This is a genomic window from Mesorhizobium sp. (assembly GCF_965229135.1).
Classification (GTDB): Bacteria; Pseudomonadota; Alphaproteobacteria; order Rhizobiales; family Rhizobiaceae; genus Mesorhizobium.
Genome location: NZ_OZ245860.1, coordinates 1,037,923 through 1,060,598 on the forward strand (window position 1 = coordinate 1,037,923; position 22,676 = coordinate 1,060,598).

Sequence of the window (22,676 nt, forward strand, 5' to 3'; positions counted from 1 at the left end):
TACGGACGGCTCACGCCGGGTATAGCCTCTCCGAGACGAGACTACGGGAGCAAGGCATGGCCAACGATCATGACGACGCCAAGGACTGGGTCGACGTCAGGCGCTGGCGCAAGGCCGAGCGCGAGCGACTGATCGTGGCGCGTCTCGAAGTGCCGGCGGATGCGCGAACCGCCATGTCGCAACGCATTGCCAAAGGCCTCGATGCTGTCATTGGCGAGATCGCGGGCCGCATGGTGAGCCTCTACTGGCCGTTTCGAGGCGAACCAGACCTGCGGCCCTGGATGGCATCGATCAATGCACGTGGCGGCCGCACGGCACTGCCCATTGTCATCGAGAAAGGACAGCCGCTCATTTTCCGCGCCTACAAAGCGGGCGACCGGCTGGAAAAAGGTATCTGGAACATTCCGATCCCGGCCGAAGGCGATCCCGTGCTGCCGCATATCGTCATCTCTCCAATCGTCGGCATTGATCCGGCAAACTACCGCTTGGGCTATGGCGGCGGCTTTTTCGACCGCACGCTGGCCGCAATGCCGTTGAAGCCACTTGTCATCGGCGTCGGCTACGAACTGCAGCGCATTGCCACCATCTATCCGCAGCCGCACGACATTCCGATGGATCGGGTTGTTACCGAGACCTAGGTACCTATTCCGGACGAAAATCCATAATTCCGCCGCGCAGCAGCGCCAAATGTCACGTGACAACAATCCGCCTTGGTCGATAATGGCATGACTTTAGGCCGACCATGTTGCGGAGACCCCTTTCGACAAGCGCTCTGGGCGGATCCAACGCTGGACGGTCGCTCCTGGATTGGGCGACAAGATGAACCGACGAACAATAGCGGCTGCCTTTTCCATCACGCTTTGCTGTTCTTCTTTGCATGCGCAACCTCAGCATCGTTTGCCAAGCGGTTACAAGTGGGGCCGCTGCCTGCTTGTCATTAACGGCCAGACCCGCATATCCGGGACATGCTCCTATCAAATCGAGAGGGGTGGCGATTTTAACATCCAGGGGCCGCGGCAGGTTTTTGCGGGTATCGACTATCCTGATACGCATAGCGGGGCCGGCGAGATGTCCGCCGATTACTGGGCGGTTGTCTACAAGGATGGCGATGTTTGGAGCGGTTATGGGAACTCGGACATTCGCGCGACTCACGGTGAACCCGGAGATTGGGGAGACCTTCGCCGCACAGGCGCTTGCTATATCGGGAAGGACGTCCGGGTCTGCCTTTGGCGTTAGGCCAGTTCCGGCTTCATGCCCACGGCCGTCCGATCGACGATCTCGCGCAGCGCAAAGGATGAGTTGATCTTCGTCACATGCGGCATGGCCGACAGCCACTCCTTGTGGATGCGCTCGTAGTCGACGAGGTCCTTCGCCGCTATGCGAAGGATATAGTCGTATTCACCCGACATCAGGTGGCAGGAGAGCACGTTCGGGCAGCGCTTTATCGCCGCCTCGAAATCCGACAATGTCTTTTCGAACTGGCCAGACAGCGATATATGGACGATCGCCGTCATCTGGTGACCAAGGGCTGCGTTGGAGAGCCGGGCGTGATAGCCTCGGATGGTTCCGGACTTCTCCAGATTGTCCAGCCGCCGCGAACAGGCCGATTGTGACAGGCCGACCTTCTCGGCAAGTGCCGCGTTCGGGATCCGCCCATCCTTCTGCAACGTCTCAAGAATAGCGATATCGATCCTGTCGAGCGGCATTCTTAGCGATTCCTACGATCATCCAGCGATTGAACGCAAGGATTAACGAAGCGCCCCTTCCGGGGCAAGCGCATTCGCAAACACTTGCACTACGATTCATGGTTCACTCAGCCAATTCAGGGAGCGAGCCCGGAACGGGTCTGATCAGGAGAAGAAAATGCGTGTCGGTTGTCCTCGGGAAATCAAGAACCACGAATACCGCGTCGGCCTGACGCCGGGCTCGGTTCGGGAATATGTCGCCCACGGCCATGAAGTTCTGGTCGAGACCGGCGCTGGCGCCGGCATTGGCGCCGACGACAACGCCTATCGCGCCGCGGGCGCCACCATCGCCAAGACTGCCTCCGACGTGTTTGCCAAGTCGGACATGATCGTCAAGGTCAAGGAGCCGCAGCCCAACGAATGGGTTCAGCTCCGCGATGGCCAGATCCTCTACACCTATCTTCACCTGGCTCCGGATCCGGAGCAGACCAAGGGCTTGCTGGCTTCCGGCGTCACGGCGATCGCCTACGAAACGGTGACCGATGATCGCGGCGGCCTGCCGCTGCTCGCGCCGATGTCGGAAGTCGCCGGTCGCCTGTCGATTCAGGCCGGCGCAACGGCACTGCAGAAGGCCAATGGCGGCCGCGGCGTGCTGCTCGGCGGCGTGCCCGGCGTGTTGCCAGGCAAGGTCACCGTGCTTGGCGGCGGCGTTGTCGGCCTGCATGCCGCAAGGATGGCGGCCGGTCTTGGCGCCGACGTCACCATCATCGACCGCTCGATCCCGCGCCTGCGTCAACTCGACGACCTCTTTGCGGGCCGAGTGCACACCCGCTACTCGACCGTCGAGGCGCTCGAGGAAGAGTGCTTCTCGGCCGACATCGTCGTTGGTGCCGTGCTGATCCCTGGCGCTGCGGCACCCAAACTCGTCACACGCGAAATGCTCTCGGGCATGAAGAAGGGCTCGGTACTCGTTGACGTCGCCATCGACCAGGGCGGCTGCTTCGAAACCTCGCACGCGACCACCCATGCCGACCCGACCTACGAGGTCGATGGCGTCATCCATTACTGCGTTGCCAACATGCCTGGCGCCGTACCCGTCACCTCGGCGCATGCGCTCAACAACGCGACGCTGCACTACGGTTTGCAACTGGCCGACAAGGGCCTGAAGGCACTGGTCGACGACCATCACCTGCGCAATGGGCTCAATGTCCACAAGGGCAAGATCACGAATCGCGCCGTGGCAGAAGCTCTCGGCTATGAACTGGTCGAGCCGAAGGCCGTTCTGGCTGCCTGATTCCAGATAGAACGAGCCTCCTCCTGTCAAACCCGCCGGGCACTCCGGCGGGTTTTTTCTTAGCCGGCGAATGGCGGGGCCTGCTTTTCCGTGCACAAGCCTGATCGATTGGCACTTTGCCTATAACTGTGGCAATTTTATCATAGCTAAATAATACACCTCCCGATAGGACACGCCTGGGTTGTTAATTGGGGGTTTGACTATGCTATTTCGCACATCTGCGAAATCTATCCTGCTTTGCGCTGTCTCGGTTGCCGCACTTGTGTCTGGTGCTCAAGCGGCCGACATTATTAAACCTGTTGAATCGGCTGGCTTTAATTGGAGCGGTGTCTATGTAGGCTTTGGCCTTGGTGCCGGAGCTAATGTTCACGAACTTGGCAGTGATTTTGCACCAATATCGTTGAACGGAATTGGTGGCGAAGGTGTCTACGGTGAAGCAACCGTTGGCTACGATTATATGGTTTCTCCGCGCTTCCTGCTTGGCGGACTGCTGGACGCCCATGTCGGCAACATCGAAACAACGCTGGACGCTGGCGGGTTCAACGCTTCCATCCAAGAGACTTACGGCTTCGATGCTGGCCTGCGAGCCGGCTATCTCCTCACGCCGAACACGCTGGGCTATGTGCTCGGCGGTTACTCGTGGCAGAAGTACAAGCTCGACACGAATGCTGGTTTTGGCTTCGATTGGAGCCAGAGCGGCTATTTCCTCGGTGCCGGCTTGGAAACAGCTGTCAGCAGCAACTGGACGATCAAAACCGAGTATCGCTATACGCGCTTCGGCACCAAGGACGATCTGCTGTCCGAAGCTGGTTTGAACGTGCCGGACGGCGCCCTCAATCTCGACACGTCGAGGCATACTTTCCAGGTTGCGGCCGCCTATCGTTTTGGCGCCCAGAATGGCGGTGCTGCTGCTTTTGAAGCGCCTACTTACAACTGGACCGGCTTCTACATCGGTGGCTCGGGTGGCGCTGGCGCGTCCGTTCATCAGATCGATGTTCCGCCGTTCGGCGATCTGAAAGCCAACGGACTAGGCGGCGAAGGCGTGTTCGGCGAATTGAATGTCGGCTACGATCATGACTTTGGCAGCTGGGTTGCAGGCGTCATGGTCGATGCCCGCTACTCCGGCATGACGTCGAAGCTGGATCTCGGCGGCGGATCGATAAATCTCGATACCGATTACGGTTTCGATGTGCTGGGTCGCGTCGGCAAGAAGGTCAGCGAATCGACTTTGGCGTATGTGCTCGGCGGCTACAGCTGGCAGCATTTCGACTTGAACGCCTCAGCGCCGGTTGGCGACCTCCTCAAATGGGGTTCGAGCGGCTTCTCGGTTGGCGGCGGTCTGGAAACGGCCTTGTCCAACAACGTGACGGTCGGTCTCGAGTACCGCTATTCGCAGTTCGCCAAGAAGGATTTTTCTTCAGAAATCGGTGCGCCTGACGATTTTCTCACATCCACGCCATCCTTTCACACGGTCCGGATTGGCGCGAAATACAAATTCAACTAAGCCCTCCAGGCAACCAGTCTCAGCCCGTCGGTCAATCCGACGGGCTTTTTCTTTGTGCGGATGAAGCAAGCAACAAAAAAGCGGAGCCAAAGCCCCGCTTCCTCGATTGTCGAGACTTACCGCCGGTCCATCCGCGGTCGGCAAATCTTATCGACACGCAACATCTAGCGCTTCAGTGTTACAGCAATACGACAAGGTGGGCTGGCGGTGCTGTTGGTTCGTTCAACCGCGCTCGATCCTGCATTGATAGCAATTGTTGCGCGCCGAGCGGACGTGGACGTAGGCGATGTCATCGCGCTCGAACAGTATCTCAGCCCGGGCCGCGATGGCATCTGTCGCGATCACGCCGCCACTACCATAGACGATGCGGTCATTGCTGCCATAACCGCGCACGATATAGTCGCTGCTTGCGAGGATTTCCGGCAATGACTCGACTTCAACCGCCCGCTCGCACTCTCGCGCATGCAGGAAGATCGGACCGGTTTCAGCATAGGGCTGGAGGTCCGGGAATGGGCGATAGGCCACGACGAGATACGGCTCGCCCGCTTCCACGTTTTTGAGGCAATGGCGGCAGGGCACGCCGTCGCCGTCGGAAATATTGCGTTCAGGGATACGGCCGTAAGCATCGGGTGCGCCGTGCTGCAAGGCTCTGACATCTTAGGTCGGCAAGGCTTTGAACTGGATGGGCATGCTGGAATCTCCGGTGTCGTTGAACGGGAAATTATGCGCACCCAACGACGCTTCCCACCCGATTCCCGCCAAGCACGTCAGGGCTTTTGGGCGTCAGCCGATTTCCAATCCATCAACGCGTCGGCGCCGCGCACCAGCCGGTGACCTCCCGCACATGTCAAACTGTGCCGCGATCGCCGGAATCAGCACCGTGCCGACCCAGTGGGCCGCGCCTTCCATTCTGACCGTATCGCCAGTCCCTCCGGCCATTAGCTCGAATGGCCAGCGATGTGAAAAGAGCCCGGCTCATTCAAGCAGGGCTCCTTCGATGCGGTTCCGGGAAAAGCCCCGTCAGGGTGCCGAGCTATCGGATGAAATCATCGAACCGGCGCAACGTTACCCGGCGATTTTGCCAGTTCTCGTTCTGGGTCTGCACGAGCAGGAATTCTTCGCCATAGCCGACTGTCTCAAGCGCATAGCCAGGCACGCCGAACTCACGCACCAGCGTGCGCTTCAGCGAGGCCGCGCGCTGTTCCGACAGGATCTGGTTGGACTGGAACGAGCCGACTGCATCGGTATGCCCTTCGATCAGCACGCGGGCACCGGGATCGCGGCGCAGGATGCGTTGAAGCGCGTCGGCTATGTTCTCGATCTTGCCGTATTGCGACGGCGAAATGGCTGCCGAGCCGAAGGCGAAATTGATCGACTGGATGTCGATCGAGCGGGCCATGCGCCGCAGGTCGGGCCGCCGCTTGAATTCGCGGATGGTGACGCGTTCGTCCGGCCGCAGTTTTACGCGCGGCGCAGCCTCAAGCTTACGCTCAATTGTCGCGGCCGAAGGCGTGGTGGCCTGGGCGGCGGCAAGGCTCGGCATGGCAATCGCCGCGATCAGCGCGGCGGCAAGTGTACGGCGTGTCAGCATGTCTTTATCTCCTTCGGCATCGCCAATCGTTGATGCCGGCAACATGCCAAAGGCAGCCTGAAGCGCCGATGAACGGGTGGTTCAGGTTTGTCCGAATATCACGGCCGCATGACGCTGGCCGAGCGCTCGAGGAAAGGCAGTGGGTGCACCACCTCCTTCTTTTGCGCCACCGGGGCAAAACCGAGCTTCTGATAGAGCGGGAGAGCCGCCGGGTGATCGAGCGTACAGGTCTGGACCGTCACACGCTTTGGCCCGTATGACCAAGCGGCGGCGATCGCCGCCCCCAGAAACCAACGGCCGATCCCCTGCCCGGTCGCATGCTCCATCATGCCGAAATAAGCGAGTTCCACCTCTTCCGGTAGATGTGGCTTGAGATCGAAGAAGCCAGCCGGCGCGCCATCCAGATAAAGCACCCTTATGTCGCGGTCCTCGCGATGGATGCCGGCTGAAAGCTCATCGTCGCTCAGCCTGAGCACGTTGACCCAGTGCCATTTCCGGCCCACGCGATCCATCAGATAGCGATAGAAATGCAGCGGAATGTCCTTGGTCCTCAGCAGGGCGATCTGGCGATTGTAAGGGACCGGCGGAGAATAGGCCGGAGGCACGTGCATTTCTAGAAACGTCACCGTGACATCGATATCATCCAGCGTTCCGTTTTCCATCGCCGTCATTCCTTGCCCGTGACCACGGGTGTGTCGGAGAGCCCGCCCCATTCCGTCCATGAGCCGTCATAAAGCCTGTTCCGCGTATGGCCAAGCGACTCCAGGGCGAGCGTGATCACCGCAGCCGTGATGCCCGATCCGCAAGAGGTGACAACGGGCTTCGACAGATCGATGCCGGCGTCCTCGATCGCCTTGCGTAGCCGGTCCCCGGGCAGCAGCTTGCCATTTTCCGAAAGCGCCGAATAGGGCAGATTGCGGGCGCCCGGCATATGGCCTGAACGAACGCCGGCGCGCGGCTCGGGCTCCGAGCCGGAAAAGCGGCCCGGTCCACGAGCATCGGCGATCTGACTTTCGCCGCTATCGACGATCCGGCGCATGTCGGCGAGCGTGGCGACGCGACTGGCGTCGAAATCGGCATGGAATACGCTCGGTGCGATCTTGGTCACTTCGGCCGTGACCGGCCGGCCGGCGGCTTGCCAGCCATCAAGGCCGCCGTCCAGAATGTACGTCTGGACAACGCCCATCGTCCGGAACATCCACCACGCCCTTGGCGCCGAGAAGAAGCCCGGACCGTCATAGACAATGATGGTATCGTCCGCCGACACGCCCATCGATCCAACATACCGCGCGAAATGCCTTGGCGACGGCAGCGTGTGTGGCAAGCTAGAATCGGGCTCAGACACCGCGTCCTGATCGAGGAAGCGCGCGCCGGGTATATGCGCTGCGTCATATTCGGCCCGTGCATCGCGCTTTTGCGCCGGCAGGTACCAGGATGCATCGACGATCACCACACCAGGTTCACCAAGCCGCTGCTGCAACCAGTCGGCGTCGACTGTGAAAGGACTGTCTTCGGCCATTGTATGTCTCCTGCCAGGCTGGACGATGCTTGCCTATCTTACCGTTTGACCATGATCTTTTACCGAAACCGGTTTCCATGTTTCGGGACCATGGTCTAGGCAGCAGGCATCGGACCAAAGCGGATGCGGAAGCGCCGGTTTTCACGGCCCTTCTTCTCGATCTTGCCGATATGAATCTCGCCGACTTCGCCGGTGCTCTTCACATGGGTGCCGCCGCAAGGCTGGCTGTCGACCGAGGCGTTGTCGCCAATGCAGACGAGGCGGATCTTGCCCGTGCCAACCGGCGGCCGGACATTCTTGGATTTGACCAGGCCCGGATTGGCGGCCAGTTCCTCGTCGCTGATCAGCCGGGTGAAGATCGGATGGTCGGCGCGCACGAGTTCCATCAACCCGGCCGTTACGTCTTCCTTGGTGTAGCTCACATCCGGGATGTCGAAGTCGACCCGGCTATCGTCCTCGGCGACGGAGGCGCCAGTAATCGGAAACGGACAGACGACGGTGAGCAGATGGCAGGCCGCGTGCATGCGCATGAGAAGATGCCGGCGCTCCCAGTCGATGGCAAGCTTCACCTGCTCACCGATATCAGGCACGGCCTGTTCCGGTGCCGGCAGATGGATGATCTCTTCCTTGGTTTCGCCGGTGATGGTCGCGGCAATTGCGATACGGCTGCCATCGGAGCGCTCGAGGTAACCAGTGTCGCCCGGCTGGCCGCCTGACGTTGCGTAGAAGATTGTCCGGTCGAGGATGATGCCGCCGCGCTCATTGATGGCGACGACTTTCGCCTCAGCCGTCCGCAGATAGGCGTCGTCGCGAAACAGCGCTTCCGTCCTGTACGCCATCACGCGACCTTCTCGAACGGCACCGATATGGTGCTACGCTGTTCCATCCAGCCTGGCACCGGCAGGTGCTTTTCACGCAGGAACTCCGGGTTGAACAGCTTCGACTGGTAGCGCGTGCCGTAGTCGCACAGGATGGTCACGATGGTATGGCCCGGGCCTAACTCCTTGGCCAACCGGATCGCACCGGCGATGTTGATGCCGGTCGACCCGCCGACACAGAGGCCTTCCTCCTGGATCAGGTCGAAGACGATCGGCAGAGCGTCTTCGTCCGGGATCTGGAACGAGAAGTCCGGCGTGAACCCTTCAAGGTTTGCGGTGATGCGCCCCTGCCCTATGCCTTCCGTGATCGAACTGCCCTCGGACTTCAATTCGCCGCTGGTGTAGAAACTGTAGAGCGAGGCACCCAACGGATCGGCCAGCGCGATCTTCACATTCTTGCTTTTGGCTTTGAGCCCGAGGGCAACTCCGGCCAGCGTGCCGCCGGAGCCGACCGCCGACACGAAACCGTCGACCTTGCCGCCGGTCTGGTTCCAGATCTCTTCCGCCGTTGTGCGGATATGGCCATTGCGATTGGCGACATTGTCGAACTGATTGGCCCAGATGGCCCCATTCGGCTCCGACTTCGCCAGTTGCTCGGCCAGCCGGCCCGACAGCTTCACGTAGTTGTTGGGGTTCTTGTAGGGCACGGCGGGCACCTCGATCAGTTCGGCGCCGAGCAGCTTGATCGTGTCCTTCTTCTCCTGGCTCTGGGTGTCGGGGATGACGATCACCGTGCGGTAGCCAAGCGCCTTGGCAACGAGTGTAAGCCCAATGCCGGTGTTGCCCGCCGTGCCCTCGACGATAACCCCGCCGGGCTTGAGCACACCACGCTGTTCGGCGTCACGGATGATGAAAAGGCCGGCACGGTCCTTGACCGATTGTCCGGGATTCATGAATTCAGCCTTGCCGAGGATTTCGCAGCCGGTTTCTTCCGAGGCTTTGTTGAGGCGGATGAGAGGCGTGTTGCCGATCGCGTCAATCACAGAACGAGGCATTTGGATTCCTTTATGCGTGCGGCGAAACCCTAGAAACCCGAGGCTTTGGTTTCAAGGCAAGATTTTGCCTGGCACACTCGCATTTCGGAGGCTTCTCCGCCGTTGGGCCGCCGCGCGCCCGCGTGAGCGCACCAAATACGCCAGACCGCTGCCATTCATGGAGCTGTCGGAAAATCGATTCCGATTTCCGGGACGATGCGCTAGAGCACTACGGATCAGTTTTGCAGGGCGTAGCATGACACTCTATAGGGCCAATCCCAAGGACGGCGTTGCCTGGATCACCGGCGGCAGCAGCGGGATAGGCCGTTCACTGGCCAAGGACCTTGCCGCACAGGGTTACGTGGTGGCTGTGACCGCGCTCGACGAGGACCCCATCGATACGCTCATAGTCGAGACGGCACAGATGCCTGGTCGCGTCGTTGCCTATCCCTGTGACGTGACCGACGAGCCACGGATGGCGAGAACCGTCGCCGCGATCGAAAGGGAACTCGGGCCAATCGTGTTGGCCATCTTCAATGCCGGAAACTACCTCGCGACGCCGGGTGAGAACCTGACGGTCCGCAATTTTCGCAAATCCTTCGAGGTCAATTATTTTGGTATCATCAATGGCCTGGTGCCGCTCATCGAGCATATGCGTGTGCGCGCACGCGGCCACATCGTCCTCGTCGGTTCGGTCACGGCCTATTTCGGCTGGCCAACCACGGCCGCCTACGGCGGGACAAAGGCCGCGATCAACATCCTTGCCGAGTCGCTGAAATACGATTTCGACAAGATGAACATCCGCATCCAGGTGATGAACCCGGGATTTGTCGACACGCCGCTCACCGAAAAGAACCTGCTGCCGATGCCCGGTCTTATGCCGGTCAACCGCGCCTCGCGCCGCATGGCCCGCGGCATCAAGTCCGGCGGCTTCGAGGTCACCTTCCCGCGTCGCTTGAGCTGGGGGCTGAAATTCCTCGGGCTGCTGCCACGGCCGTTCTGCCGTTGGTTCATCAACGCGACGACGCACTGGCACGCGCGGCCGCTGAATTTCGATCGCAAGCCGCCGAGCCAATAGGCCTCGTCACCAAGGAAATGGCGATCCGTTTAGCCGGCAAGCTGCCCGTTGCCTGTTTGCAAAGGCGGCCATAGGTTTGAGGTTGTTGTGTGGAGTCTCTGATGGGGCGACGGATCGTGCTTGCTGTGCTGGGCCTTGCCGCCGTCCTTGCACTGGCCTTCGTGCTTGGGCCGCGCGTTGCCGTCGATACGACGCTTCGTTTCGATCCATCATCGATCGGTGAAGACCCTCAGGCCTACATCGCAAGGAAAGAAGCCACGGTGCCTGGCATTCGCGACGGTCTGGAGAAAGAGATCGTCTGGGCGGATCCTATGGTCCACGCCAAGACGCCGCTGTCGATCGTCTATATCCACGGGTTTTCGGCATCGAAAGGCGAGATCCGCCCACTGCCGGACGAGGTGGCCGAACAGCTCGACGCCAATCTTTTCTATACCCGCCTCACCGGCCATGGCGAGGACGGCGACGCGATGGCTCAGGGCAGCGTCAACGCCTGGATCAATGATTATGAGGAAGCGCTCGCCATCGGCCGGGCGATCGGCGACAAGGTGATCGTCATCAGCACTTCGACCGGCGGCTCGCTGGCGGCATGGGCAGCCACCCAGCCGGGCGCTTCTGACGGTGTGGCGGCTATCGCGTTCATTTCGCCGAACTTCGGCGTCCAGGCTTCCGGCGCGGAGATCCTGACCATGCCGTGGGGCAAGCAGATCGCCGAACTCGTCGCGGGCAAGGAGCGTAGTTTCGTGCCGCGCAATGCGCTGCACGAAAAATTCTGGACCACCAGATATCCGATCACTGCCACGCTGCCGATGGCCGCATTGACCGAACTCGCTTATGGCGCGCCGGTCGAGAAGGCAACCATCCCGGCTTTGTTCATTTTCTCGGATCTGGACAAGGTGGTGCGACCCGACCGCACCCGCGAGATCGCCGGGCGCTGGGGCGGACCGCATGAGCTGGTGCCCATCGAAAGCACTGGCGATCCCGACAACCACGTCCTGGCCGGCGACGCGCTGTCGCCGTCCACCACCGCTTTCCTGGCGCAACGGATCGCCGTCTGGATCGAGGCTGTCGCCAGGTAGGTCCGCGCTGCGGATACGCTTCCAGGACATGCAAAGGGCGGCTGAAGCATCGCTCCAGCCGCCCTTGCTTTTCAGTCACCCGCGGTCAGGCCAGATCGGCTGGCCCCACCTTGGCTGCTTGATCAAGCAGCCCGCGCGGCGGGCCGCTTGCCGCCGAAGCGGCGCTTGTTGTTGCCCTTGAAGGGCGGCTTGGCGCCTTCCGGCTTGCGTTCGCCTGCGAAAGCCGGCTTGTCGCCAAAGCGCTTCTTGCCGAAGCCATTGCCCTTGTTTTCGCCGCCCGGCCGCCTGCCATCGCGACGGCCATTGCCGTTGCGATCATTGGCGGGCTCGAAGCGCTCGTTCTTCTCGGCCGGATTGCGCTGCGGATCGGGGCTGCCGAGATGGTCGGCAACGATCGGCAGCTTGGTGCGGATGATGCGCTCGACCTGGCGAAGCTTGCTGTTTTCCGAAGGATCGCAAAGCGTGATCGCAATGCCGTCCATGCCGTTACGGCCGGTACGGCCGATGCGGTGGACATAGCTTTCCGCTTCATCCGGCAGGTCGAAATTCACGACATGGCTGATGCCGGGCACGTCGATGCCGCGTGCCGCGATGTCTGTTGCAACCAGAATGCGCACCGAGCCTTCACGGAAATCATTGAGCGCCTTCTGACGGGCATTCTGCGACTTGTTGCCGTGGATGACGGCAGCCTTGAAGCCGTCGCGCTCGAGGTCCTTGGTCACCCTGTCGGCACCGTGCTTGGTGCGCGAAAAGATGATGACGGACTTCATGGCCTCGTCGGCGAGCATCGTCGACAACACCTGACGCTTCTGCTTGGTGCGGGCGAAGACAACGCCCTGCACGATCTCGACGGCCGCGGTGCTTTGCGGCGACACCTCGATACGAACCGGATTCTTCAGCAGGCCCTTGGCCAGTTCCGCGATCTCGTCCGGCATGGTGGCCGAGAACAGCGCCGTCTGGCGATCAGGCGCGGTCGCCTTGGCGATGCGCTTGACGTCGTTGATGAACCCCATGTCGAGCATGCGGTCGCCTTCGTCCAGCACCAGCCATTTGGTGTCTGCGAGCACGAGGTCGCCCTCGCGTACCAGATCGGTCAACCGGCCGGGCGTGGCGATGAGGATGTCAACGCCGGGAGCAACCTTCTTGACCTGGCTGAAGCGCGAGACACCGCCCAGCACAAGCGCGGTCGACACATGCTGGCCCTTGGCGAGGATCTTGATGGTGTCTTCGATCTGCACGGCCAGTTCGCGAGTCGGCGCCAGGATCAACGCACGGGCGGTCTTCGGCCGGCGCTTGGTGCCAAGCGCGATGATCTTCGACAGGATCGGCAGCGCGAACGCCGCGGTCTTGCCGGAGCCAGTCTGGGCGATACCGAAAATGTCACGGCCTTCCAGCTGCGGCGGGATAGCCTGCGTCTGAATCGGCTTCGGCTCGCTGAAGCCGGCGGCATGGGTGGCCTTGAGCAGCGCGCCCGTAATTCCAAGTGCGGCGAAACCGTTCAGTTCCGCTGTGTTTTCGTTGGTCAAAATTCTTCTTCTTTCACGCGGCTCATGGCCGCAAACATCAATGGCGGCAGGGCGCAACCTGCCGTCGAACATATTATCATGGAACGACAAGGCGGCGGACGTGTTGTCCGCGCGGCTGCGCTGTCGTGCCCGCAGGCATCATGCCACGGGGCTTTTTCGCCACTTTGTGATGTATCGGAAAGAGGCGCCGATATACCGGAAAGAGGGAAAACAGACGCAACCAGTCTCATTCTTCGAGAAGGCCGGATAGTCCCGGCCCAAGCGCCTATGACGCCGCATATGGCCCAGTTCGCCGCCAAATGCAAGGGGCGCCATGCTGCAGCGCAACAAAAGTGGAGTGAAAGCGACGCTTGCGCTCCCCCGCGGGCATCATTACCACGAAATGCAGCTTTCCACCTGGGGACCAATCAATGAAGGACGTGCTGAAGGAACTCGAGCGCCGCCGTGACATGGCCCGCGCCGGGGGCGGCCAGGCCCGAATCGACGCCCAGCACAAGAAAGGCAAGCTTACGGCCCGCGAGCGCATCGACATCTTTCTCGACGAAGGATCGTTCGAGGAATTCGACATGTATGTCGAGCACCGTTCGACGGATTTCGGCATGGAGAAGACGAAGATCGCGGGCGACGGCGTCGTCACCGGCTGGGGCACGATCAATGGCCGCCCCGTCTACGTCTTCGCCAAGGATTTTACCGTGTTCGGCGGCTCCTTGTCGGAGGCCCACGCGGAGAAGGTGATCAAGGTGCAGGAGATGGCACTGCGCAACCGCGCGCCGATCATCGGTCTCTACGATGCCGGCGGCGCACGCATCCAGGAAGGCGTGGCGGCGCTGGGTGGCTATGCCGAGATTTTCCAACGAAACGTTCTCGCCTCCGGCGTCATTCCGCAGATTTCCGTCATCATGGGCCCCTGCGCGGGCGGTGACGTTTATTCGCCGGCGATGACCGACTTCATCTTCATGGTGCGCGACACCTCCTACATGTTCGTCACCGGGCCTGACGTGGTGAAGACCGTCACCAACGAAACCGTTACCGCGGAAAGCCTTGGCGGCGCCTCGGTTCACACGACGAAGTCGTCGATCGCCGATGGGGCCTACGACAATGATGTCGAGGCGCTGCTGCAGATGCGCCGGCTGATCGACCTACTTCCGGCTTCCAACACGTCGGAGATTCCCGAGATCGAATGCTACCAGTCGGTCACCGATCACGACCTGTCGCTCGACCGTCTGATCCCCGACAATGCCAACAAGCCCTATGACATCAAGGAACTGATCCTGAAAACCGCCGATGAGGGCGACTTCTTCGAGATCCAGCAGAGTTTTGCCAAGAACATCGTCACCGGGTTCGGCCGCGTCGAAGGCCGAACCGTCGGCTTCGTCGCCAACCAGCCGATGGTGCTGGCCGGAGTTCTCGATTCGGATGCCAGCCGCAAGGCGGCGCGCTTCGTTCGCTTCTGCGATTGTTTCTCGATCCCAATCGTGACCTTCGTCGATGTTCCCGGCTTCCTGCCCGGCACGGCGCAGGAATATGGCGGCCTGATCAAGCATGGCGCGAAACTGTTGTTCGCCTATGCCGAAGCGACGGTGCCTAAGATCACGGTCATCACGCGCAAGGCCTATGGCGGCGCCTACGACGTGATGGCGTCAAAGCATCTGCGCGGCGACATGAACTACGCCTGGCCGACGGCGCAGATCGCGGTGATGGGTGCCAGGGGCGCGGTCGAAATCATCTATCGCAAGGATATCGGCGACGCGGAGAAGATCGCCGCGCATACAAAGACTTACGAGGACCGTTTCCTGTCGCCTTTCGTCGCCGCGGAGCGCGGCTATATCGACGAGGTGATCATGCCGCACTCAACCCGACGCCGCGTTGCCCGTGCGCTTAGAATGCTGCGCAACAAGGACATGCAGAACCCCTGGAAAAAGCACGACAACATCCCGCTCTAGAATCGCTGGAGGGATATGCGGCTTGTTCGCCGCCAAGGCATATTCGACTTAGAGGTATCGCGTATTGGACCCCATCCTCGTTGTCAGCTTTCCGGCGGTGGGCGATTTCGTGCGCAGCCATTCCGCGATTCAGCTTATTGCCCAGAGATGTCCCAATCGTCCCATTGACGTGGTCACGTCGTCCGTGGCCGCGCCCCTGGCCAGCCTGATGCCGGGTGTCAGGAAAGGCTGGGGACTGGACAAGAGACCAAGGCGGCTTGGTTTTATGGACCGCTATCGTCTTGCCCAACAACTCCGCCCCGAAAACTATCGGACCGCCTATCTCCTGACCAGCGCCACCAAGGCAGCGCTCGCGCCGTGGATGGCCGGCATACCGGAGCGCATAGGCTATCCGCGCGAGTTCCAGTTTGGCTTGGTCAACCGTTTTCCGGCCGACTGGCTGAGGCAAATGCTGACGCTGGGCAGGCAGCACCTGCGCTTCTACGAAGAAATTTGCGAGATTGCGACGCTTGCCAGCGAGCCCGCTCCGCTCGAGGGATGGCCCGCCCCCCAACTCGTTATCCCGCCCGGGCAAATGGCCGACTGGCGCCAGCGCAACAATGTCGACGTGTCAAAGCCGGTGCTGACATTCTACACGTCCGGCCTCGATGACCGGCGAACATGGCCAATCGAGCGCTTCATATCCATCGGCAGGGATTATTCCCTTCGCGGCTGGTCGATCTGGATCGCCGGCGCCTCACGCGAACATTCCGCCGCCGCCGCCATCAAGGCCGCGCTGCCGCAAGCCTTCGATTTCACCATTAAATCGCGTATCACCGACGCCATGTGCCAGATCGCGGCTTCAACGCTGTTTCTTGGCGTCGATGGTGGCCTTGCCCATGCCGCGGCCGCGCTGAACGTCCCGTCCGCTATAATATTCAGGCCGAACTGGGCCTTCAAGGATGGGCCGATCAACCGTGGCGTCCAGCTTCTGGAGGCGCCCATCGCGACGCCAAGCGCAATCCACGGCACGCGTGGCGTCAGCGAAGAGCAAGCGCGTGATGCCCTGACACGACTTATCGCGGAGAAGGGTCTCCCGCCAGGCGGCTGAGCGGCCACCGGCGGCATGCCATGTCGCGCCGCGAGCGGCATGCCGTTCAGCGGCGGCCGCAACCTTCAACAATCTCGCGCAGCACCGGCGCCAACGCCAACGGCAAATCCTCGGCGATGAGCCCAGCCCCAAAGCGGCTGCCGGCCTCGGCATGAATCCAGACGCCGGCGCAAGCCGCTTCAAAAGACGGCATGCCTTGCGCCACGAGCCCGGCGATAATGCCCGACAGCACATCTCCCGAACCCGCGGTTGCGAGCCAGGGCGCGCCATTGGAATTGATCGCCGCCTTGCCGTCAGGTGCCGCGATCACGGTGTCTGCGCCCTTGTAGACGACCACAGCATTGGCGCGGTGCGCGGCGGCGCGCGCCTTGGCTAGTTTGGACAGGCTTTTATTCCCGGCAATATCGGGAAACAGCCGGCCGAACTCGCCCTCATGCGGGGTCATCACCAAGGCCGGAGCACTCGGCTGATGAGCGGCGTTGAACAATGGGTCGGGTGTGTCCCGGAAGGACGTGATGCCATCGGCGTCGAGCACGAGCCCATCGACTGCCGTGCCCTGCAGCGAGCCGCCCAATATTGCCAGCACAAAGTCGCGCGCCTTTTCACCGACGCCGAAACCCGGGCCGAGAACGAATGATGATGGCCGGCGTTCATCGATGAATTCGCTCACATCGGCGACGGTGTCGACCTTGCGAAGCATCACCGATGTCAGGTGCGCGGCGTTGACCTGCATGGCATCCGCTGGAGAAAGGACGGTCACGGCGCCTGCACCGCTTCTGGCTGCTGAAAGCGCCGACAGCCTTGCCGCGCCTGTCGCCGACGGCCCGCCGGAAAACACACCGGCATGGCCGCGTTTGTATTTGTGGGCGTCGATGGCCGGCACGGGAAATTCATGCCGCCATAAGGAGGGTCCGTTCTCGAAAGTCCGCACATCAAGGCGAGCGACCACATCGTCGGCGACGCCGATATCGGCGAGCACGACCTCGCCGCACGCCTCGCGTCCCGGCAACAGCAAATGGCCGGGCTTCTTGCGCACGAACGTCACGGTGATTTCTGCGCGAAACGCCTTGCCAAGGCTGTCACCGTTGTCGCCAGAGACTCCGGAAGGCAGATCGACGGCGACAACCGGTAGATGCAAGGCCGCCGCAACATCGACCGCCCTGGCGGCGTCGCCCGACAATGGCTTGGACAGCCCTGCCCCATAGAGCGCGTCGACGACGATCGAACCGGCCTCGGCGTGGAATTCGGATAGTGGAAACGCCTCGACCGAACATTCGGCGGCCGCGAAGGCCGCGTCGGTTCCCGGTCTCGGCCTGCCGCTTGCCCAGATCTTCGTATCGACCCCGCTATTCGCCAGCAACCGCGCCACGACGTAGCCATCGCCGCCATTGTTGCCGGGGCCGCACAGCACATGTGCACGCGTCGCCGCCGGATAGCGCGCGAGCACGACGTCCGCAACCGCGGCGCCGGCATTGCGCATAAGGCCGATGCCATCATAGGGACCGTCGGCGATCGCCAACCGGTCGGCCTCGGCCATCTCTGACGGAGATAGAAGTTCATTGCTCATGGATTGCCGTCCGCGCTTCAATCAAGCATTGTCCAGTTTTCAATTCGACGCAAACGATCAAGAGACCGCAGGCGTGCAAACGAGTTATCGGGGGCGCCTTCACGACGACCAATTTGCCCAGAAAGTGTGCGCTTTGCCTAATTTGTGTGCGGACGAGCCTGTTGGCAATGTATGGGTTTTGGGTGCACATGACGCAACCGATGCAACGAATGACGTGAATATGCATCCCGGTGTGGCGTGGCGTTGGAATCACGTGTTACCGGTTGGAATAGACTGAAATTGGCACAGTTCGTGCTTGAAGCAGGCGCAAGCGGGGTATTCACAACCCGTTTTTGGCAGTGGAGGCCACTTTTTACATGAAAAAGATCGAAGCGATCATCAAGCCATTCAAGCTGGACGAAGTGAAGGAAGCGCTTCAGGAGGCCGGACTGCAAGGCATTACCGTGACGGAAGCCAAGGGTTTTGGCCGCCAGAAGGGGCACACCGAACTTTACCGTGGTGCCGAATATGTCGTCGATTTTCTGCCCAAGGTAAAAATCGAGGTCGTGCTCGGCGATGATGCGGTCGAAGGCGCGATCGAAGCGATCCGCAAGGCTGCACAAACCGGCCGCATCGGCGACGGCAAGATCTTCGTCTCCAACATCGAGGAGGTCGTGCGCATCCGTACCGGTGAAACGGGGATGGACGCCGTCTGACGTTTCTGATTTCAGAGCAACTCTACAAAGCGTCATCACACAGGGAAAAATGACATGACGACAGCCAAGGACATCATGAAGCAGATCAAGGACAACGACGTTAAGTTCGTCGACCTGCGCTTCACCGACCCGAAGGGCAAACTGCAGCACGTGACGATGGATGTCATCGAAGTCGAGGAAGACATGTTCGCCGATGGCGTCATGTTCGACGGCTCGTCGATTGCCGGCTGGAAGGCCATCAACGAGTCCGACATGGTGCTGATGCCAGATCCCGACACCGTGCACATGGATCCCTTCTTCGCCCAGTCGACCATGGTCATCCTGTGCGACATCCTCGATCCGGTCTCGGGCGAATCCTACAATCGCGATCCGCGCGGCACCGCCAAGAAGGCCGAAGCCTACATGAAGGCCGAAGGCATCGGCGACACCATCTATGTTGGTCCTGAAGCCGAGTTCTTCGTGTTCGACGACGTCAAGTACAAGGCCGACCCCTACAATACCGGCTTCCAGCTCGACTCCACCGAACTGCCGTCCAACGACGACACCGACTACGAGACCGGCAACCTCGGCCACCGGCCGCGCGTCAAGGGCGGCTATTTCCCTGTGCCGCCGATCGATTCCGCGCAGGACATGCGTTCGGAAATGCTGACCGTGCTCGCGGAAATGGGCGTGCGCGTTGAAAAGCATCACCACGAGGTCGCGGCCGCCCAGCACGAACTCGGCATCAAGTTCGACACGCTGGTCCGCAACGCCGACAAGATGCTGATCTACAAGTACGTCGTGCACCAGGTCGCCAATGCGTACGGCAAGACGGCCACTTTCATGCCGAAGCCGATCTTCGGCGACAATGGCTCTGGCATGCACGTGCACCAGTCGATCTGGAAGGGCGGCAAGCCGACCTTCGCAGGCAATGAGTATGCCGGCCTCTCGGAGAGCTGCCTTTTCTACATCGGCGGCATCATCAAGCACGCCAAGGCGATCAACGCCTTCACCAACCCGCTGACCAACTCCTACAAGCGGCTGGTGCCCGGCTATGAAGCGCCGGTGCTGCTGGCCTATTCGGCACGCAACCGTTCGGCCTCCTGCCGCATTCCGTTCGGCTCGTCGCCGAAGTCCAAGCGCGTCGAGGTCCGCTTCCCCGATCCGGGCGCGAACCCTTACCTCGCTTTCGCCGCGATGCTGATGGCCGGCCTCGACGGCATCAAGAACAAGATCCACCCGGGACAGCCGATGGACAAGGATCTCTACGATCTGCCGCCGAAGGAACTGAAGAAGATCCCGACCGTCTGCGGCTCGCTGCGTGAGGCGCTACAGAGCCTCGACAAGGATCGCGGCTTCCTGAAGGCCGGCGGCGTGTTCGATGACGACCAGATCGACAGCTACATCGAACTGAAGATGGCCGAGGTGATGCGTTTCGAAATGACCCCGCATCCGGTCGAGTACGACATGTACTACTCGGTCTGAGCGTCAGCCTGAAACAGAGCCCTTGAAAGGTTTTTCTTGAGCCTTTCAAGGGCTTTTTGCTGCCATCGTGCATCAGGCACACAGCGACTGTGTTCTGTCAGGCGCCGGACATTCGCAGAGGTCGGGGAACAGCCGAAGGGAGCCTTTGGCCTGAAAACAAGCCAAGAGCGAGCGGCGCACTGCCTCAGGCTGCAGTGTCCGCTCGTCCGGCGCCCATGCCATGCTATCGTTAACGAAGCCCCCGCCCCGTTTCGACAACACTGCTATGGCGTAACCCCAAGAGCTGCGAATACGCACGCTACGTTGAGATCTGTCAACGCGACGGACTGTGAGATCGGCACGTCGATTTCAGAGCCGAAACAGCCTCTTGTGCGAAGGGCAGCACCACCAAAAGCCCCAAAAACAGGCGGATTTGCTAGGTTTTCGGGGTATATTGCGCCAAGAATGATGACAAGGCGAACCGCGTTCGTCCGAGCATGCACCAGTTCTATCAACCTGACTTTTTCTGGGTATGTTTTCCGGATGGCTGTTTGGCCAGCCGCTACCCAAAAAGAACCCCGGCGATAGCCGGGGTTCCTGCTCGGACAGACCCAAGGAGGGACTGAGTCCTATCCGGCAAGTTCGTCGGGGCCGTGCAGGTTCCAGTCCTTTCGCCTAGCCAGCACCAGCAGGTAGTAGATGGCCGCCACAACCATGATCAGGCCTGTTGCAATCAGGCTCGGACGGCCGAAGGCAACGTCGAGATAGTTCTGGTAGGCGACATAGATCAGGGCCAGGAAGGCGAGGATGGCCGGAACCGGGAACAGCGGCATGCGATAGTGCCCGCCATCGGTGGTGCCGCTGCGGCGGCCGACGAAGACCGCCACGCACAGCAAGGCATAGATCACCACCAGCGACGTGCCACTGACGACCAGCAGCAGGTTGATGTCGATGAAGCAGGCGACGGCAGCCAGGATCGACACGACGATGGTGGCGATCCACGGCGAGGCGTAGCTGCCGTGAACGGCAGCGACCGCGGCGTTGATGGGACCGAACCAGGTCCTGTCGCGGCCAGAACTGAACAGCAGCCGGGCCGCCTGCAGGATGATGGCGATCACCGCATTGAAGATGGCAATAGCGATGGCGAGGCTGATCACGACGGTCAGCGCGTGACCACCACGCGCCTCGAGGAAGTACTCGATCTTCTGCGGCGCGGCGAGCAAGGCCCCGAGATCCGGCGATCCCAACAGCACCGCCGTCAGCGGGATGAGTTCCGCGGCAACGGTGATGACCAAAGCCCACAGCACGACCTTGCCGATATTGTGTTTGGCGTCCTGCGTCTCTTCGCCGAAATAGGCGGCGGCGCCATAACCATTGTAAGCGAACAGCGCGACGGCGGTCGCGGCCATCACGATGCCCGCCGATGCCGGAACCAGGGCGTTGGTGGTGGGATCGAGCAATTGCGGCGTCGTGAACAGGCTGGAAAGCGGCCGCTCGATATGGGTGAAGCCCAGCCACATGAGGATCAGCAGCGCCAGCATTTCAATGCCAAGGAAGATGCCGGTGACGAAGGCGTTGAGCTTGATGCGCATTGCCGCGACGGTACCCGCGAGCGCGATCGTCACGACGCCGACCAACTGTGGGCTCAGATTGGGAATGAGGACGCCAAGGTAGGTGCCGACGCCAAGGGCGATGACAGCGACGATCAGCACGATCGAAACGAACACCAGGACCAGCGTGACAAATCCCCAGAACCGGCCCAGCGTTCGGCCGATCATGGTGTATTCACCGCCGGCCATCGGATAGGCCGATGACAGCTCGGCATAGACGAACGCCATGAACAGCCCGATGACGGCGGCAATGACGAAACTGAGAAATGATCCGGTACCCGCGAGCGCAATGACACCAGGAACGATGATGAAGACGGAAGATGCCGGCGTCACCGCCGACAATACGATCATGAGCGTCCCAAGAGCATTAAGGGCTCGATCAAGCCCCTTCGCACTTGTTGCGGCCTTGTTGGCGGACGCGGTTGTGGCTTCGTTTGTAGACATAGTCCTCCCCTTTTTTTAATGAGATAAAAATTATCCTCCGCAGCGAAACCTACCGGCACGAATTGAAATCGTCAACGAATATGGGGTATCGGTGCTTGCAAGTTTTTGTGCGCCAGCTTTAAATTGAACTAAATTCAGGAAATAGAAATGGGCCGACCCAAAACACAGACCGACCGCCGCCTGACTTTGGTCGCGGCCGCCGAATCGATAATCGCCAGGCGCGGGCTCGCCGACGTCACGCTGCGCGACGTCGCCAACGAGGCCGGGATGAGTTCCAGCGCGCTGCTCTACTACTATCCGGGCTTGAAGGATCTGCTGGACGATGTGCAGAGGAAGGCGGTCGAGCGGTTCTGCACGATACGCGCGGCGTCGGTCGCGGCGCTCGCCGATCCCCGGTCGCGCCTTAAGGCGATGATCGAAAGCGGACTGCCCACCGATGCCGACGACCAGCTCTGCCGCCTCCTGCTCGAACTCGGCGCCTATTCACGGTCGGACGCAAGCTACGCGGCGCGTCACATCACGCTGTTCGAGCGGCAGGTGTCGATCTATGTCGGCATTCTCGAAGCGGGCGCGGCCACCGGTATCTTCAAACTTCAGGCAAGCAGCGAAACGGTCGCACGCAGCCTGGTCGTGCTTGAGGACGGATTGGGACTGCATCTCGTGAACGTCGTACCGGCGGTCGATCAAGCCTCGGCGCTGGCAATCCTGACCAGCTACGCCGAGCTTGCGACGGGCTGCGGGCTGCGCTGAAGCCATCAT

The 22,676-nt window shown here is 61.0% G+C and carries 20 protein-coding genes; 10 read left to right on the forward strand and 10 right to left on the reverse strand.

Annotation, left to right across the window (positions count from 1 at the left end; all coding sequences use genetic code 11):
* Positions 1–56 precede the first annotated feature (56 nt).
* Positions 57–638 (forward strand): 5-formyltetrahydrofolate cyclo-ligase, encoded by a 582-nt coding sequence (locus ACO07C_RS05030; RefSeq protein ID WP_421913130.1) that lies wholly within the window; start codon positions 57–59, stop codon positions 636–638.
* Positions 639–1,232: 594 nt separating this feature from the next.
* Here the strand turns inward: ACO07C_RS05030 and ACO07C_RS05035 are convergent.
* Complete coding sequence (locus ACO07C_RS05035) at positions 1,233–1,706, reverse strand: Lrp/AsnC family transcriptional regulator (protein ID WP_023675099.1); 474 nt, start codon at positions 1,704–1,706, stop codon at positions 1,233–1,235.
* A 157-nt stretch (positions 1,707–1,863) separates the two neighbouring features.
* Between ACO07C_RS05035 and ald the strand changes: the two genes are divergently transcribed.
* Complete coding sequence (gene ald / locus ACO07C_RS05040) at positions 1,864–2,979, forward strand: alanine dehydrogenase (RefSeq protein WP_421913131.1); 1,116 nt, start codon at positions 1,864–1,866, stop codon at positions 2,977–2,979.
* 202 nt (positions 2,980–3,181) lie between these two features.
* Entirely contained in the window at positions 3,182–4,483 is a 1,302-nt protein-coding gene (locus ACO07C_RS05045) for an outer membrane protein (RefSeq protein ID WP_421913132.1), read from the forward strand.
* A gap of 222 nt (positions 4,484–4,705) precedes the next feature.
* On the opposite strand, the gene ACO07C_RS05050 is transcribed toward ACO07C_RS05045, so the two are convergent.
* From ACO07C_RS05050 to ACO07C_RS05075, 6 genes are all read right to left on the reverse strand, one after another.
* Positions 4,706–5,128 carry a DUF1203 domain-containing protein gene (locus tag ACO07C_RS05050; RefSeq protein ID WP_421913133.1) on the reverse strand — a complete coding sequence of 141 codons (423 nt, stop codon included), beginning with the start codon at positions 5,126–5,128 and terminating at the stop codon, positions 4,706–4,708.
* A 388-nt stretch (positions 5,129–5,516) separates the two neighbouring features.
* Positions 5,517–6,074: an OmpA family protein gene (locus ACO07C_RS05055; RefSeq protein WP_421913134.1), complete on the reverse strand. Its 558-nt coding sequence runs from the start codon at positions 6,072–6,074 to the stop codon at positions 5,517–5,519.
* A gap of 98 nt (positions 6,075–6,172) precedes the next feature.
* Positions 6,173–6,736 (reverse strand): GNAT family N-acetyltransferase, encoded by a 564-nt coding sequence (locus tag ACO07C_RS05060; RefSeq protein WP_421913135.1) that lies wholly within the window; start codon positions 6,734–6,736, stop codon positions 6,173–6,175.
* 5 nt (positions 6,737–6,741) lie between these two features.
* Entirely contained in the window at positions 6,742–7,593 is an 852-nt protein-coding gene (gene sseA / locus ACO07C_RS05065) for a 3-mercaptopyruvate sulfurtransferase (RefSeq protein WP_421913136.1), read from the reverse strand.
* A gap of 95 nt (positions 7,594–7,688) precedes the next feature.
* Positions 7,689–8,432 (reverse strand): alanyl-tRNA editing protein, encoded by a 744-nt coding sequence (locus ACO07C_RS05070; RefSeq protein ID WP_421913137.1) that lies wholly within the window; start codon positions 8,430–8,432, stop codon positions 7,689–7,691.
* The gene (locus tag ACO07C_RS05075; RefSeq protein WP_421913138.1) at positions 8,432–9,466 is read right to left on the reverse strand and encodes a cysteine synthase A; all 1,035 of its coding nucleotides are present in this window, start codon (positions 9,464–9,466) and stop codon (positions 8,432–8,434) included. Before ACO07C_RS05075 ends, ACO07C_RS05070 begins: the two co-directional genes overlap by 1 nt.
* 235 nt (positions 9,467–9,701) lie before the next feature.
* On the opposite strand from ACO07C_RS05075, the gene ACO07C_RS05080 reads away from it, so the two are divergent.
* Together ACO07C_RS05080 and ACO07C_RS05085 are read left to right on the forward strand one after the other, a co-directional pair.
* The gene (locus ACO07C_RS05080) at positions 9,702–10,523 is read left to right on the forward strand and encodes an SDR family oxidoreductase (protein WP_421913139.1); all 822 of its coding nucleotides are present in this window, start codon (positions 9,702–9,704) and stop codon (positions 10,521–10,523) included.
* A 101-nt stretch (positions 10,524–10,624) separates the two neighbouring features.
* Positions 10,625–11,599 carry an alpha/beta hydrolase gene (locus tag ACO07C_RS05085; RefSeq protein ID WP_421913140.1) on the forward strand — a complete coding sequence of 325 codons (975 nt, stop codon included), beginning with the start codon at positions 10,625–10,627 and terminating at the stop codon, positions 11,597–11,599.
* A gap of 122 nt (positions 11,600–11,721) precedes the next feature.
* Here the strand turns inward: ACO07C_RS05085 and ACO07C_RS05090 are convergent, their stop codons facing one another.
* Positions 11,722–13,125 carry a DEAD/DEAH box helicase gene (locus ACO07C_RS05090; RefSeq protein WP_354458965.1) on the reverse strand — a complete coding sequence of 468 codons (1,404 nt, stop codon included), beginning with the start codon at positions 13,123–13,125 and terminating at the stop codon, positions 11,722–11,724.
* Positions 13,126–13,535: 410 nt separating this feature from the next.
* Here ACO07C_RS05090 and ACO07C_RS05095 point away from each other — a divergent pair, with 410 nt between their 5' ends.
* Both ACO07C_RS05095 and waaF read left to right on the forward strand, forming a co-directional pair.
* The gene (locus tag ACO07C_RS05095; RefSeq protein ID WP_421913141.1) at positions 13,536–15,068 is read left to right on the forward strand and encodes an acyl-CoA carboxylase subunit beta; all 1,533 of its coding nucleotides are present in this window, start codon (positions 13,536–13,538) and stop codon (positions 15,066–15,068) included.
* 64 nt (positions 15,069–15,132) lie between these two features.
* The gene (waaF, locus tag ACO07C_RS05100) at positions 15,133–16,158 is read left to right on the forward strand and encodes a lipopolysaccharide heptosyltransferase II (RefSeq protein WP_421913142.1); all 1,026 of its coding nucleotides are present in this window, start codon (positions 15,133–15,135) and stop codon (positions 16,156–16,158) included.
* 46 nt (positions 16,159–16,204) lie between these two features.
* Here waaF and ACO07C_RS05105 read toward each other — a convergent pair whose 3' ends face one another.
* Positions 16,205–17,725 carry an NAD(P)H-hydrate dehydratase gene (locus ACO07C_RS05105; RefSeq protein WP_421913143.1) on the reverse strand — a complete coding sequence of 507 codons (1,521 nt, stop codon included), beginning with the start codon at positions 17,723–17,725 and terminating at the stop codon, positions 16,205–16,207.
* A 356-nt stretch (positions 17,726–18,081) separates the two neighbouring features.
* Here ACO07C_RS05105 and ACO07C_RS05110 point away from each other — a divergent pair, with 356 nt between their 5' ends.
* Positions 18,082–18,420, forward strand: a complete 339-nt coding sequence (locus ACO07C_RS05110; protein ID WP_006205430.1) for a P-II family nitrogen regulator — start codon at positions 18,082–18,084, stop codon at positions 18,418–18,420.
* A 54-nt stretch (positions 18,421–18,474) separates the two neighbouring features.
* Positions 18,475–19,884, forward strand: a complete 1,410-nt coding sequence (gene glnA, locus ACO07C_RS05115) for a type I glutamate--ammonia ligase (RefSeq protein ID WP_421913144.1) — start codon at positions 18,475–18,477, stop codon at positions 19,882–19,884.
* Positions 19,885–20,492: 608 nt separating this feature from the next.
* On the opposite strand, the gene ACO07C_RS05120 is transcribed toward glnA, so the two are convergent.
* On the reverse strand, positions 20,493–21,917 hold the full coding sequence (locus ACO07C_RS05120) for an APC family permease (RefSeq protein WP_421913145.1): 1,425 nt from the start codon (positions 21,915–21,917) through the stop codon (positions 20,493–20,495).
* A 147-nt stretch (positions 21,918–22,064) separates the two neighbouring features.
* On the opposite strand from ACO07C_RS05120, the gene ACO07C_RS05125 reads away from it, so the two are divergent.
* Positions 22,065–22,667 (forward strand): TetR/AcrR family transcriptional regulator, encoded by a 603-nt coding sequence (locus ACO07C_RS05125; RefSeq protein WP_421913146.1) that lies wholly within the window; start codon positions 22,065–22,067, stop codon positions 22,665–22,667.
* Positions 22,668–22,676 lie beyond the last annotated feature (9 nt).

What these genes read in the sequence shown, in the direction of transcription:
- ACO07C_RS05075 (WP_421913138.1), bottom strand. Translation starts at nt 9,466, where the DNA reads ATGCCTCGTTCTGTGATTGACGCGATCGGCAACACGCCTCTCATCCGC.
- glnA (WP_421913144.1), top strand. Translation starts at nt 18,475, where the DNA reads ATGACGACAGCCAAGGACATCATGAAGCAGATCAAGGACAACGACGTT.
- ACO07C_RS05110 (WP_006205430.1), top strand. Translation starts at nt 18,082, where the DNA reads ATGAAAAAGATCGAAGCGATCATCAAGCCATTCAAGCTGGACGAAGTG.
- sseA (WP_421913136.1), bottom strand. Translation starts at nt 7,593, where the DNA reads ATGGCCGAAGACAGTCCTTTCACAGTCGACGCCGACTGGTTGCAGCAG.
- ACO07C_RS05080 (WP_421913139.1), top strand. Translation starts at nt 9,702, where the DNA reads ATGACACTCTATAGGGCCAATCCCAAGGACGGCGTTGCCTGGATCACC.
- ACO07C_RS05045 (WP_421913132.1), top strand. Translation starts at nt 3,182, where the DNA reads ATGCTATTTCGCACATCTGCGAAATCTATCCTGCTTTGCGCTGTCTCG.
- ACO07C_RS05060 (WP_421913135.1), bottom strand. Translation starts at nt 6,736, where the DNA reads ATGGAAAACGGAACGCTGGATGATATCGATGTCACGGTGACGTTTCTA.
- ald (WP_421913131.1), top strand. Translation starts at nt 1,864, where the DNA reads ATGCGTGTCGGTTGTCCTCGGGAAATCAAGAACCACGAATACCGCGTC.
- ACO07C_RS05120 (WP_421913145.1), bottom strand. Translation starts at nt 21,917, where the DNA reads ATGTCTACAAACGAAGCCACAACCGCGTCCGCCAACAAGGCCGCAACA.
- ACO07C_RS05055 (WP_421913134.1), bottom strand. Translation starts at nt 6,074, where the DNA reads ATGCTGACACGCCGTACACTTGCCGCCGCGCTGATCGCGGCGATTGCC.
- ACO07C_RS05095 (WP_421913141.1), top strand. Translation starts at nt 13,536, where the DNA reads ATGAAGGACGTGCTGAAGGAACTCGAGCGCCGCCGTGACATGGCCCGC.
- ACO07C_RS05035 (WP_023675099.1), bottom strand. Translation starts at nt 1,706, where the DNA reads ATGCCGCTCGACAGGATCGATATCGCTATTCTTGAGACGTTGCAGAAG.
- ACO07C_RS05085 (WP_421913140.1), top strand. Translation starts at nt 10,625, where the DNA reads ATGGGGCGACGGATCGTGCTTGCTGTGCTGGGCCTTGCCGCCGTCCTT.
- ACO07C_RS05105 (WP_421913143.1), bottom strand. Translation starts at nt 17,725, where the DNA reads ATGAGCAATGAACTTCTATCTCCGTCAGAGATGGCCGAGGCCGACCGG.
- ACO07C_RS05070 (WP_421913137.1), bottom strand. Translation starts at nt 8,432, where the DNA reads ATGGCGTACAGGACGGAAGCGCTGTTTCGCGACGACGCCTATCTGCGG.
- ACO07C_RS05125 (WP_421913146.1), top strand. Translation starts at nt 22,065, where the DNA reads ATGGGCCGACCCAAAACACAGACCGACCGCCGCCTGACTTTGGTCGCG.
- ACO07C_RS05030 (WP_421913130.1), top strand. Translation starts at nt 57, where the DNA reads ATGGCCAACGATCATGACGACGCCAAGGACTGGGTCGACGTCAGGCGC.